At 38.7% G+C, this 13382-nt stretch carries 12 protein-coding genes; 2 read left to right on the forward strand and 10 right to left on the reverse strand.

Annotated features, from left to right (window positions below):
• Positions 1–113 precede the first annotated feature (113 nt).
• The 5 genes from ACE1CA_RS07040 to ACE1CA_RS07060 all read right to left on the reverse strand — a co-directional run bounded on the left by ACE1CA_RS07040 (position 114) and on the right by ACE1CA_RS07060 (position 7943).
• On the reverse strand, positions 114–1913 hold the full coding sequence (locus tag ACE1CA_RS07040) for a sensor histidine kinase (RefSeq protein WP_413275671.1): 1800 nt from the start codon (positions 1911–1913) through the stop codon (positions 114–116).
• Positions 1914–2071: 158 nt separating this feature from the next.
• Complete coding sequence (gene cax / locus ACE1CA_RS07045; protein ID WP_413275706.1) at positions 2072–3169, reverse strand: calcium/proton exchanger; 1098 nt, start codon at positions 3167–3169, stop codon at positions 2072–2074.
• A 141-nt stretch (positions 3170–3310) separates the two neighbouring features.
• On the reverse strand, positions 3311–4681 hold the full coding sequence (locus ACE1CA_RS07050) for a hypothetical protein (RefSeq protein ID WP_413275670.1): 1371 nt from the start codon (positions 4679–4681) through the stop codon (positions 3311–3313).
• Between the two features lie 356 nt (positions 4682–5037).
• Complete coding sequence (locus ACE1CA_RS07055) at positions 5038–5733, reverse strand: thioredoxin family protein (protein ID WP_413275669.1); 696 nt, start codon at positions 5731–5733, stop codon at positions 5038–5040.
• 29 nt (positions 5734–5762) lie between these two features.
• Positions 5763–7943 (reverse strand): protein-disulfide reductase DsbD family protein, encoded by a 2181-nt coding sequence (locus ACE1CA_RS07060; protein WP_413275668.1) that lies wholly within the window; start codon positions 7941–7943, stop codon positions 5763–5765.
• A gap of 180 nt (positions 7944–8123) precedes the next feature.
• Between ACE1CA_RS07060 and ACE1CA_RS07065 the strand changes: the two genes are divergently transcribed.
• On the forward strand, positions 8124–9104 hold the full coding sequence (locus tag ACE1CA_RS07065) for a TAXI family TRAP transporter solute-binding subunit (protein ID WP_413275667.1): 981 nt from the start codon (positions 8124–8126) through the stop codon (positions 9102–9104).
• 154 nt (positions 9105–9258) lie between these two features.
• Here the strand turns inward: ACE1CA_RS07065 and ACE1CA_RS07070 are convergent, their stop codons facing one another.
• The 3 genes from ACE1CA_RS07070 to ACE1CA_RS07080 all read right to left on the reverse strand — a co-directional run bounded on the left by ACE1CA_RS07070 (position 9259) and on the right by ACE1CA_RS07080 (position 11270).
• Entirely contained in the window at positions 9259–9903 is a 645-nt protein-coding gene (locus ACE1CA_RS07070) for a DUF3318 domain-containing protein (RefSeq protein ID WP_413275666.1), read from the reverse strand.
• Positions 9904–10125: 222 nt separating this feature from the next.
• Entirely contained in the window at positions 10126–11082 is a 957-nt protein-coding gene (locus ACE1CA_RS07075; protein WP_413275665.1) for a glutathione S-transferase family protein, read from the reverse strand.
• Positions 11083–11096: 14 nt separating this feature from the next.
• Entirely contained in the window at positions 11097–11270 is a 174-nt protein-coding gene (locus ACE1CA_RS07080) for a hypothetical protein (RefSeq protein WP_413275664.1), read from the reverse strand.
• 130 nt (positions 11271–11400) lie between these two features.
• On the opposite strand from ACE1CA_RS07080, the gene ACE1CA_RS07085 reads away from it, so the two are divergent.
• Positions 11401–12066 (forward strand): HAD family hydrolase, encoded by a 666-nt coding sequence (locus tag ACE1CA_RS07085; RefSeq protein ID WP_413275663.1) that lies wholly within the window; start codon positions 11401–11403, stop codon positions 12064–12066.
• Positions 12067–12103: 37 nt separating this feature from the next.
• Here the strand turns inward: ACE1CA_RS07085 and ACE1CA_RS07090 are convergent, their stop codons facing one another.
• Both ACE1CA_RS07090 and ACE1CA_RS07095 read right to left on the reverse strand, forming a co-directional pair.
• Positions 12104–12427, reverse strand: a complete 324-nt coding sequence (locus ACE1CA_RS07090; protein WP_413275662.1) for a hypothetical protein — start codon at positions 12425–12427, stop codon at positions 12104–12106.
• Positions 12428–12825: 398 nt separating this feature from the next.
• Positions 12826–13269, reverse strand: coding sequence for a DUF4230 domain-containing protein (locus ACE1CA_RS07095; protein WP_486517703.1), 444 nt, complete (start codon positions 13267–13269; stop codon positions 12826–12828).
• Positions 13270–13382 lie beyond the last annotated feature (113 nt).

Consider the following 13382-nt stretch of genomic DNA (forward strand, 5'->3'; position numbering starts at 1 on the left):
GATCGTTTTTGTTGTGATCTTCACCACAAAAGATAAGTTTTTTTGTAAATTTCTGTATCATAAGTTACTAATTTTTAGAATTTCTACCAAAAGTTAGATTTTCCTGACAAAGTTTATTTATCTTTAGATACCTCTTGGCGGATAGGAATTTGGATCAGGAACTCACTTCCCTTACCGAGAGTAGAGAAAAACTCTAGTTTGCCACCATGTTTCTTGGTGACGATCTGATAACTGATAGACATACCCATTCCCGTTCCCTTGCCGATCGGTTTAGTAGTAAAGAAGGGGTTAAATATGTAGGGCTGAATTTCTGGAGGGATGCCGACTCCGTTATCTGCGATCGCAATTTGCACCCACTGGCGATCGATAACCGAAGTACGGATGGTAATTTGTTTGTGATTGGTTGGGGTACTTTCTTCAACAGCATCGATCGCATTGGTGAGAATATTCATAAACACCTGATTAAGTTGTCCAGGGTAACATTCCACCAATGGCAGATCGCCATAATCCTTAACAACCTTAATTTCAGGACGTTCTGCTCTCCCTACCAAGCGATGATGCAAAATCAGCAAAGTACTGTCAATTCCTTCATGAATATTCACAGACTTAAACTCAGCTTCATCCATCCGGGAGAAATTCCGCAAACTTAAGACAATTTGGCGAATTCGTTCCGTACCGCTGCGGATTGAGGACAACATTTTCGGCAAATCTGCTTGCATAAACTCCAAATCAACCCTCTGTGCCTCAGCTTGAATTTCAGGAACCGAGTCGGGATAGTATTGCTGATAGAGTTGAATCAACAGCAACAAATCTTGAACATAATTTTGCAGATGAGTTAAATTGCCGTGAATGAAATTGGCAGGGTTATTGATTTCATGGGCAATTCCAGCGACTAACTGCCCTAAACTTGACATTTTCTCGCTATGAACAAGTTGAGTTTGGGTTTGTTGAAGATGTAACAGAGTTTGCTTAAGCTGACTATTTTTACTTTGTAGTTCCTCAGTTCTTTGCTCAACTTTCTCTTCCAAAGACTGACTATACTCCTGTAACATTTCCTCTCGTTGGCGAACTTTATCCACCATTTGTTCAAACATTGCCGCTAGAGTACTAATTTCATCTGGAATTTTTCGCCCCCGCAAATCAGAGAGCGTTTGATGATATTTTCCGGCACCGATTTGTTCCGTTACCTTTGCCAGTTTTGCGATCGGATTAGTAAGAATATCTGAGATGAGATAGACCAAAATAAATAGAGAAAGGTAAGTGATTGTAAAGGCGATCGTCAAATTTCTTTGAATTCCCCGTTCCACCTCAATCACATGATCCGCCCGAAAATCAACACCAATACCCCCCACCACTTTCCCTTGTACAGTTTTAATAGGCCCATAAGCAGAAACCCAATATCCCCATTTATCACGATAAGGAGTAAGAGTAATAGTTAAGCGAGTTAAACCTTGATAAAGGCGAGTCTTAGCAGGAACGGCAATATAAGACTCTCGGAAACTTGTAGAGGAATCAGGATGAGTAATCCGCAGATAATCCCCAATAAAAAGCACTTCGTAAGGTTTACTTCCAACTACAAAAGTATAAGGGTTGGCACGAGGTTCAATCTGATGAACTAAATTAAGCCACTCTTGATGTTTCTGATAAAGCGGATTACCCAGAGGCAGGATTTGTCCTTCCGGGACTTTTACCTGTGCCAAAGTTTGAAATTCTTCCACATCAATACCTTTAACTGCCCCCATCAGTGTCTCAACGAGATCTTGTTGAATTCGCTGCATTGCTTTATCCGTTGAGTAGCGATAAAACCAACCATAAGTGGCAACAGAAATCACACTGTAAACAACTGTAAAACCCAGTAATAGTTTGATTCGCAAACTAATAAAATGGATTGGTCTTGCTGTAAATTGCTGCATAAGTGTAAGAAATTTTATTTCTTACACCATTTTCCTTCGACTCTGCTACAGATTAACAGAGGCTCTAGGAGGTAGAACCTCCTAGAGCCTCTCGCCTCTCGCCTCTCGTTACCAGGTTCAACCTGGTAACGAGAGGCGAGAGGCTCATATCTTCTGCCTTAAGCTGGATGGAAATAAAAAGCAGCACCTAAAACTGTGTAAGTTGCCAAAAGTAACGCACCTTCCAACCAGTTAGAACGTCCATCTAAACTGATTAAATTGGCAACAGTCACCGCTACTGCAACTGCTACCACTTCAAAAGGATTAAAGTTGAGATCCATTGGTTGATGAATTACTAATCCTACTAAAACTAAAATTGGTGCTACTAACAAAGCGACTAATAAACTAGAACCCATTGCCACTGAAACCGAGAGATCCATATTATTTTTGATCGCCACACCAACTGCGGTAACATATTCAGCAGCACCACCCACCAAAGGCAGGAGAATTACACCTGTAAACAACGGAGTTAAACCTAAACCTGCGGTTGCTTCTTCCACTGCGCCGACGAAAATTTCCGATTCAAAAGCTACCCCAATTGTTGCTATTGCTAATACTCCTAACCATAACCACAAATTTGGTTTGTGGGTGGTTTCTTCAGCTTCGGAATCTTTATTAGTTCCAGTTTCTAATTCTACTAAACCAACATCATAAAGGTAGCTGTGAGTTTTGAGAGAAAACACCAAAGTTAACCCATAAACTAATATTAATACGGCAGCGGCTGTAACAGAAAGATTGAGAATTGCTGATTCTTTCACGCCGTTGGATGTGTAAATTACCATTGTCGGCAAAAGAATTGCAATTACTGCTAAAGTCATTGTCGAACCATTAACCCGTGCGATTACTGGTTGAAATTCTTGTTCTTTGTACCGAAATCCTCCTAATAACATCGAAAGTCCCATTACTAGGAGTAAGTTACTCACAATAGTTCCGGTAATGCTGGCTTTAACAATATCAACTAAACCGGATTTTAAGGCAACTATGGCAATAATTAATTCAGTTGCATTGCCAAATACTGCATTTAATAAAGCACCAATGGAAGGACCAGAAATAACAGCAACTTCTTCTGTCGCCGTACTTAACCAAATTGCTAAAGGTACAATGCCTAAAGCGGAAGTGATGAAAACTACTAAAGCATTCCATTCTAAATATTTAGCTGCCAAGGATATGGGGATAAAAATTAACAAAGCGTAGGAGAGAATTTTTCTGAGTGACATGGTTAGTTCTGGTGACAAAATAAATTTACCTTTGTCAGCATATCACTCTGTTTTGATTAAGTCAGCTAAATATAAATATTTAGATTTTATAAAATGCTTAAATAAATCAGGATATTTTTTTGTCAAGGTTGACGATAAATTTTATTGATTTAATTTGATTGGTTCGATTTTAGTATTTAGTCGCACTTGAGAAAAAAGTCGGTAATTTTCCGTTGCCATTATTGATTCATTATTTCTTGGTGTATCTAATTTAACTAAATTATATTCTACATCTTCAGTGTAAATAGTAAAGGCTAAATTGAAAATTTCCACAAAGTTAATTACCCACTGGCATTCTTGTTCTGGCAATTTTTTATAATGTCGAATTAAATCGGCGATGCAAGTTTCTAAATGAGTTCGAGAATTGGGACAAATTAAGACAATTTTTAGCAAGAGAATTACTAATGTGAGGGTCTTCTTTTGAGATAAAAATAAAATAAACAATTCTGAGGGATATTCTTGATAGGCAATTGTTAAATTTTCAATTAAAAATTGACAGGTTTTAAGTAAGAATAGGCGATTAATTTTTTGTCCTTCATATTCTGGGTTTAGCAGTTTTAATTTTTCAAGTAATTTATTGCTAATATTCGTATTTGTTGGGTTTTCGGTAAAGCCAAAGGTCAAGTATTTATGTAAACTTAATTTGAATCCTTCGTAGTTTAAATTATGAGTTTGTTTGATGAAAATTCTTGCTAATTCATTGTATTTAAATTCACCTTGTCTGGCGACTAAAATTTTAATTACATCTAGTAATTCTTCTCCTAACCCGGTGGGATTTGTAGCAGCATTTTCTTTGGTTGGTGAGGAGATAGAACGAGCGGTGTACATAGCTAGATCGAGTTTAAATTTGTCTCGTAATTGTTTAGCTAATGTTTGGGCGGCTTGTCGTTGTTCTGCTGGGTTATTGGATTCAATGTATTGGGGAACTAGGAGATAGGAGGTGTAGCGATCGCTCCAGTGATTCGCTTTACCTTCGTCATAGCGAAAAGCAAAAACTTTTAAATCTTCAAAATCTTTGCTATTCACAAATTTATTCATCCAATTACCAATTCGGTAAAGTTTTAAAGGTACAGCATAATGACTAATTCTTTGCGGAAATATTTCTACTAAATTACGAATTGCTTGATATTGTCTAGTGGAATCCCAGTTATTGATTAAAATATAGCAACAACGTTTTAATGTATTAATAAACTCAGTTTCATTATTAAGTAAAACTATTCTATAAAGAGCTTTTAATGGTTCTGAATTTAAGTCATATACAGGCTCAATAAACATTTTTCTAAACTCTTGTAAAACTAGTTCGGAAGATTTTTTTCTCACTAATATAAAAAGAAAGTTATAGATGGTTTGCTGATCTTCTTGAAGAGTGCGACGTGCTTGCGTATTTAGCTCTATAGATGAAATAAATGTTACCGATTCATCGTTCGTAGAATTGTCAGTAAATTTAGTGTGTTGATGCTTAGTTGTTGTCATGTTATTACTGCACCTTTTAATATGCGGTAGCTTACGAATAGCTCAGTCAATAAATTTAGCATTTTAGCCTCAGCCATATCAAATATATCTAGTACGCTCTAGGCTATGCAAACTGTCGGAAGTAGGAGGTCTAAATCTCCATGACTGAGAATTCTTCGTATTATTCCTCACAATCTTAACTCGATCTAATCAGTAGTCAAGAAGAGATTTACAAAGTGCATAACTAAGTAAAAAATTTACTTTGGCTTACAGAGATAAGTTAGTGAATAATGCTCAGAAGTGGGGAAAAAATAGATTGTCCGAGCCAGGTGTGCTAATTTTTACTCGGACAATCTCATGGTAATTAGATGCGATCGCTAACCACCATATTTCACGCTGCAACCGTAGGGTTGAGTTTGTGAATTAGTGACTGATTTACCGCTAATTAAGGCATTTACAGCATCACGAACGTAATTATCTGCTTTGGGAATATCTGCGGGATCGGGTGATGGGATGCTGTCGATCGCACCCATGTATCCAATGTTACTATTTTTATCAATGACAAAAATGTGGGGTGTAGTACGGGCACCATATTGTTTGCCAATTTTACCTTCGGGATCGAGGATAACTGCGGTTGGTGAGGCATTGCGGCTTTTAGTTAATTCATTTGCTTGACTAGCACTCACATAACCTTGCATTCCAGGTGCAGAGGAAATAATAGAAATCCAAACTGCACCTTTGCCAGTCAGTTCTTTTTGCAGTTTTTGCATATTACTAGAACCGTAGTGTTTCCGAACAAAAGGACAGTCGTGGTTAGTCCATTCTAAAACTACAACTTTGCCTTTAAAATCGGTTAAACGGTGATTTTTGCCGTTAGTATCTGTGGCGACGAAATTCGGTGCTGGTTTATTAACAGTGGCAGTTGCTACTCTGATTGCCGATGATGATTGAATCCCATTTTTGTTGGTGGTATTTGTCAAGTTATTAGCATTGGAAATAGCACCAATTTGAGTAGCTAAAAGTAGAAAAAGTCCGGTTGTGGTGATACCCAATAAGCTTTTGGTTGCTTTCATTTTGGTTGATTCTCCTTGGGAATATGATGTTAGATTTGATTCAAAGTATTACGGATGATATCAGGAGTTAAGATTTGTGGTAACACAATTGGTTCCTGAGATTTTGTACCGGAAGGATACAACACATAAAGGGGAACTCCACTGCGCCCAAAACTACTTAATGCTTTTGTAATTGTAGCGTTACGATTTGTCCAATCTGCTTTCATCAATGTGACAGCTTTTTGTTGAAAAGCTTGTTGTACTTCTGGTTGACTTAGGGCAACTCGTTCGTTGACTAAGCAGGTGATACACCAAGATGCAGAAAAGTTTACAAATACAGGTTTACCAGATTGACGAATTTCCGTCAATTTCTCTGCGGTGTAAGGTTGCCAAAGGGAATTTTGGGTAGTTTGTTGGGCGGTTTTGAGGGGGGTATTTCCGGCTAAGGGTGCTAGAGTGAGGGCGAGTGCGATCGCAACTAGCGCCCCAAAAATTCCGATTCTTCGCCAAATTTTCCGTGATGTTTGCGCTTTTTGATACAACCAAGCAGCGAAACCAATTAATACAAAACCAGTTAAAACCGCTGCTAAACCATCGCTTCCAGTTTGTAGGGTTAACACCCAAACTAACCAAGCAGCAGCGCCATACATGGGAAAGGCGAGAAACTGAGAAAATGTTTCCATCCAAGCGCCTGGTTTTGGTAATTTGCGCCGGAAAGCTGGCACAAAACAAATAGTTAAATAAGGAAGTGCTAAACCCAATCCTAATACTAATAAAATTGCTAATGCGACGGGTGGAGATTGAGTGAGTGCAACACCTATTGCTGTTGCCATAAATGGTGCAGTGCAAGGAGTTGCCATTACTGTGGCAAAAATTCCGGTAAAAAATTCGCCTGTGTAGCCATTTTTCGCCGCTAAATTTTGTCCAATTCCCATTAAAGAAGCGCCAAAAACAAACACTCCCGAAAGACTTAAACCAACGGCGAATAAGATATATGCTAACAGCATGACGATGATGGGTGATTGAAGTTGAAAACCCCAACCAATTTGTTGTCCGAGGGATCTTAGGGTGAGGAGTGCGATCGCCAAACCTGCAAAACTAACCAACACTCCCGCAGTAAAAGCAATGCCACTAATTCGCGCTTCTTTAGCACTTTTTTGAGCAGTTTGGGCAATACTTAAAGCCTTCAAAGATAAAACAGGAAATACACAAGGCATTAAGTTAAGAATTATCCCACCTAACAAAGCGAAAAACATGGCTTGCCAAAGGGGAATACTACTGGTTGTTGCTGCTGCTTTTTTCGGTTTAGATGCTGTTGCGCCGATTTTTGCTTGAATATTAAAAGCTTGGGTAGGAGATTGATTATCCAGCTTTTCTTGGATTACTAAAACCCCATCTACGCTCGATAATTTAGTTTGATATCCTCTTTCTAAATTGAGAGTTAACCCATCTTTGGTAAAGTTAAATTTTTGGGGCGCAGGGTTGTTAATTACTCCATCTTTGAAAGGAAAGAATGTAACTTTTTGAATTTGTCCAGATTGTAATTCTGGAATTTCCACTTTGAGAGTTAGATTCGTATCATTTGCTGTTGCGGTAGTTTGCCAAGGTGCAGATTTAGGAATAGCTTGGCGAGTTTTAGCAAATGCTGTTATCCATCTTTCATCTTTAGCGGGAGTTGTAGAGGTAATGGGTAAAGTTAAACTGATGTTAGCAGTTTCTGGAATACAGTCTTTTTCACAAACTAACCAATCAGCTTTTCCCCGTAATAAAACGGGTTTATTTGTTGGTAAATTCGCTGGGGAAGCGATTTGAGTTAATAGGTAAACTTCATCTTTGTAGCCAAAATTTACTAATGGGCCAAATGGTAATCTTTCTGGGTGAGGCCATACTATTTTCCCAGCTTTAAATCCGCTTGGCAACTGCCAATTAATTTTAGGAATTGAACCTGAGTCGCCGGGGTTTTGCCAATAGGTATGCCAACCTGGGCGAATTTTCATTTGTAGTGCAACCCAGAATGGTTTTCCCGGTTGAATGGCTTTATTTTCGCTAATTAATTGTGCTTGGACGTTGTTAGTTTTGACTGGATTAGTTGCGGCTAAAGCGTTGGGTATTCCTAATAAATTCCCAGCTAAGAACAGAGTTGCTGTGCAAATAATCAGCCATTTTTGGATTGTGTGTGCGATCGATTTCATAATGTAGTGAGGAGTTGGTGGTTGTTTTAATTTACACAAGTCTGCTCGAATGTAAGGATAAAAATCTAATTTTAACAGTCTTTTTGTGAGGGCGCATTAGGGAAGTGTTGAAGGTTTTGCAGTCTCCAGGTTGTAAAAGTTAGGTTTATATAAAAATTATTGAAATTATTAACTATATAATGTATTGTATTTGATTATTTCACTAACTGGGTTGTTCTAATGAAAAAATTGCTACGACTTTCATTTGTAGTACTATTTACTGCGTTAATGCTAATATTGGGCAATTCTGTGCTAGAAAAATCTGTAACTGCACAGGAAGTTATATCTATTCTCACAGCTGGTAACAATAGTTTCTATTATCAAGCTGCTACTGAATTGCAAAACAGTCTCAAAGGTAGCGGATTTTCTCTTAATATTAAGGAATCTTCTGGTTCATCAGAAAATTTGGAACAATTAGGAAAAGGTGCTTCGGATTTAGCATTTGCTCAACAAGATGCTATGTTACTACTTCGCAATCTAACCGATCAAAATTTAGCTCAATTGGCAAATAATATTAATGTTTTTGCTCCGATAAATAATGAAGCTATTCACATACTTGTCAATCCTGCTTCTAACATCAAAAATGTGAAAGATTTAGCTGGTAAACGAGTAGCAGTAGGGCCAGAAAAATCAGGAACTTATATTAGTGCAGTTTTGATTTATCAAATTAGTGATTTGGATGTAACTGCTGAACGAATTATCCCAATGGAAGTTTCAGAAGGTATTGAAAAGGTAAGTAAGGGAGAACTTGATGCAGCTTTTTACACTGCTGTTGTTGGCGCACCTTTACTCAAACAAATTAATGCTCAACAAGGCAAAAAACTTAAATTACTGGCGATCGATCGACAATTCTTCCAAGAGAATCAAAAAGAGTTAGGGGCAGATACTGTTTCCTATTCACCAACCAAAATTCCGGCAAAAACTTATCCTTGGCAAGACCAAGAAGTTGATACTATTTCCACTTCTTCTTTTCTTTATATCAACAAATCTCTGGAACCCCAAAAAGCTTACAATTTAGCTAAAGCTATTTATCCTAAAGGCGCGACTTTAAAAGGTAAAGATACTTTTTGGAATGAGTTTAGTATTGCCAAAGCTAAAAGTCAGGTAAAAGCCGGATTAAATTATCATCCCGGAGTGAAAAAGTTTTTAGAAGAATCTTAATTGGTAGAATAAATTTAGTTAAAGGTGGTTTTTAATTCAGAAATTACCTTTAATACCTGTTACAGGAAAGTACAGCTAAAGTTCAGGTATTTGGAAGGCAGAGGGGCAGGGGTGCAGAAAGTAAAAATTTCCCTTGTCCCCAGTCCATAGTCCTCTAAAAATCTTCACCACGCTCGGCTTTAACTTTAGCTTTTGCTTTGTTCGCACTGCGTTTTAAAGCTTGCAGTCTTGCTTCGTAGCGACTGCGTTGGCGCTTGTTGTTGCTTTGATCGAGGAGAGTTTTTAAAGCACTACCTAAACTTTTGTAAGCGTTGGGGAGTGTGTACCCAAAGCGGGTGGCGAGGGCGATCGCTTTTTCATCAGCATCGATCGCTTCTTTAATTGTGCGTTCTCCGTTGTTCTTCTGATACAATCTCCAACCAGAAACACCGCACAGCGCCAACGCTAACAATAACAGCAACCCATCTTGCACCCAAAGTTCACCAACTGCGCCACCTAAACCGATCGCTAACGCCGCCATTTCCCAACCATCTTTCGGAATAGTGTCGTTTTGAATCCGAGCAACTTCGTGCCAAAACACCAAATTGCGCTGATCTAACGCCAGCTGATCCCAGCGCACCAAATCAATTTGAATCTCTACCTGATCTTTACCGATTTCTTCACAGCGGATCAGGGGTGGATTGATTTCAGTCGTTCCCTCAACCGTCACCCAACTCTGCATTTCTGGCGGCAATAGACTCTTCAAACGCCGCAATTCACTCATTTCGGATCTAGCAGAGGAGGTTACATAGGATGTCATAATTCCAGCCCCAGGAAATTATCAGCAAATAAAAAGGCTCTCTCTTTGGAGTATACCTTGTAATGTGCGGGATTGGTGATTGGGGACTAGGGACTGGGAACTGGGAATAAGAGGTGGGGGAGTTTTGAGTTTTGAGTTTTGAGTTTTAAGTTTTGAGTTTTGAGTTAAACTTCCCCATCCCCCCATCCCCCCATCTCCCCATCTCCCCATCTCCCCATCTCCTTAACCGCGATCGTGCGGTGAATCAAGGTCAATAATTGGCCCTTTGGGAACGATGCGAGTTGGATTAATTTTGTTGTGACTGATGTAATAATGCCGTTTGATGTGGTCGAGATTGCAAGTGTCTTTAACTCCGGGAATTTGGTAAAGTTCTTTTAGGTAATTCCAAAGATTTGGATAATCCCAAATATGGCGTAAGTTGCATTTAAAATGACCGTAATAAACTGGGTCAAAACGCAGTAAAGTAGTGAACATACACCAGTCAGCTTCGGTAATTTGTTCGCCGCACAAATACCTTTGCTTTCCTAACACTTCATTCCAATAATCGAGGGCGTTAAATAAATCGGTTACTCCCTCTTCGTAAGCGGTTTGACTAGTGGCAAATCCGGCACGATAAACACCATTATTAATTGGTTGGTAAATCTTGTCCATCGTTTGCTCGATCGCTTCCCGCAAATTCTCAGGATAAAAGTACCAATCTGACTTAGCCAAATCCTGAAATTGCGTATCAAATATCTTGATTATTTCACGGGATTCATTATTTACGATCGCCCCCGTTTGCTTATCCCAAAGTACGGGAACTGTCACTCGTCCCTCGTATTTTTCATCTGCCTTAAGATAGATTTGCCAGAGATAATCTTTACCATTAACAGTGTCGGGAATACATCCAGGTTCTTCGGAAAATTCCCAACCATTTTGATCGATTACTGGGTGTACAACTGAAAGACTAATTACATCTTCTAAACCTTTCAATTTCCGCATAATTGCGGTACGATGCGCCCAAGGACAAGCCCAAGAAATATATAAATGATAACGTCCTGCTTCCGCTTTAAAACCGCTTGAACCATCTGCTGTAATTTGGTTGCGGAAAGTGGTTGCAGGACGAATAAATTTGCCTTGAGAGTCTTCTTGTTCTCGTTCTGATACCCACCGACCGTCAGCGAGTAAACCCAATCCCATAGTTAACTCCTTGTTTAGGATCGATCGTCAAAAGTTGTACCTGCGATCGCTTCTACTATACCCCAAACTGTCCACAGAAAAACTGCGCCAATCAACAAAAGCATTACACCGCTTAAAGCACCAAAGGGATAAATCAGGAATAAGAGTAACAAAGCAAACAGCACAATTCGGATTAGTGGGTTATTCATGGATTAATGTTTGTTAGATTACAAAGTTATTAATTCAGGATATCTTCGTAGGCTTGGCGATCGTTTCCCCCTAAAAGATGATATTTTCGATCGTGAGTTGGCAAAAAATTACACCATTAGATAAGTGACTATGTTAGCCGCAATTTTATTTGACTTAGACGGAACTTTGGTCAACACTGACCCTTTGCACTTCCAAGCTTGGCAAGAAATGTTATTAAATCATGGGATAGAAATGGATGAAACTTTTTACAAAAGTCGGATTAGTGGGCGGTTAAATCCGGTTATCATTCAGGATATATTGCCTCATTTAACTTTAGAAGAAGGCGAAAAATTTGCTGAAGCTAAAGAAGCACGATTTCGAGAATTAGCACCTTCACTGAAACCTTTAGCTGGAGTCGAAAAAATCATTAATTGGACAAAAGAACAAGGTTTAAAAATGGGGTTAGTCACCAATGCACCCCGCAAAAATGTAGATTTTATGTTAGCAAATTTAGAATTAACAGAAATCTTCGATCGCCTTTTTGTAGCGGAAGAAGATGTCATCGAAGGAAAACCCGATCCTGCTATATACAAACTTGCCCTTGAATGGTTAAATATTACCCCAGAATTAGCTTTAGTTTTTGAAGATTCACCTTCTGGTATTCGTTCTGCTGTCGGTGCAGGAATTCGCACAATTGGAATTGCTTCTACTCACGATCCACAAAAGCTTTACGATCTTGGTGCGTTTAAAGTTATCCCGGATTTTACCGATCTATCTTTGTGGAGTTTATTAGAGGAAGAAATGCAAGTTTTATGATAAGAAGTTAGTTGTGCGATCGCCATTTTCCATCACTTCAATTACTATTAAATTGATGATTTTTTTCCTCTTGCTGAAGTTCCCAATTCTCTAAAGCTTGGATATGTTCTGCGAGATTAATGTAATCATCCCACAAATTTACATTTCTACCTTCTAAGCTCATAATTCGTCTCTCATGTCCGACAATAATATCTCTCAAATCACTAATAGAAGTACGTAAATCACCAATACCACGTTCCAGAAGAATTATCCGTTCAGTACTCGCAGCTAAAGACTCTTCCACACGAGTCATCCGTTCATTACTCGCTGAAACAAATTGTTCTAACAACCCTTGAATTCTGTTGAGACTATCTTCATTCATAAAAGAAATTTGCTTAATTTCCAGTTGAGATAGTAATTAAGTATAGCCTAAATAAAATCCAAAATAACAAAGGAATAGAGATAGAGTAGGGATTGCCTACAAGTATACCTGGTTAACAATTTAAGTTTTTGGTAAGCAATGCCCACCCTACTGTACTTATAATTTGTTCGGGCGTTGCGAAGTTTTAGACTTACAATGTTGAACAAGAATCTTCAGAGGGAAGTTGGGCTTTGACAATAATCTCTTGGTAGCCTTGACTCTTAAGAACTTGGCTAAGTAAGTGTTCAACAGTTTTTTCAACTCGCTCACTAGCCGTCTTTATAAGCCAATTTTGGCAAGCAGCTTTCTCAACTTTTTTAATAGCTTCACGTTGAGCTTGTGCTTGTAAGTTAACAACGTCAGGTCCCCCACCCTAAAAAACCTCGATCGTATGAATAAACACTGGAATGTTCCAGATCAAGCTTACTGTCAAGAACCTTTAGCGGTGGTAAAGTTACAGTAATCTTATCTCCCTCAACTTGCACATCAGTATTTTGAAACTCTTTTAAGTCAACTCCCACTCGGACATTACCGTGAGCAACATATAGCAATTTACTCTCCAAGTTGAGGAAACCCTTCTCAGTTACAGGCACCACAGCATCCATTTCAAACATAGCTGTAGTCAATTCACTTACATCTTTAACTTGACGAACTATCAGTGAACCTGGATCAACTATTGGGGGGGTTTTTAGCTGACTAGTTTGGTAAAACACAATACCCAACAAAACTACAATAGCTCCGACTAACGCTCCGATTAACACTCTATTCCATAAATTTGTACCTTTGAGAGAGCTAACTGTCATATCCAACCTCCATTTTGAACAATTATTCAGTTTGGGCAATCTAAAGCTAGTATTCCCACATCAGATATAGAAAGCACACATCTGACCAGGTGAATGTTAATCCTCGATCTAGC

It is taken from the genome of Floridaenema evergladense BLCC-F167, assembly GCF_041929205.2.
GTDB lineage: Bacteria > Cyanobacteriota > Cyanobacteriia > Cyanobacteriales > Aerosakkonemataceae > Floridanema > Floridanema evergladense.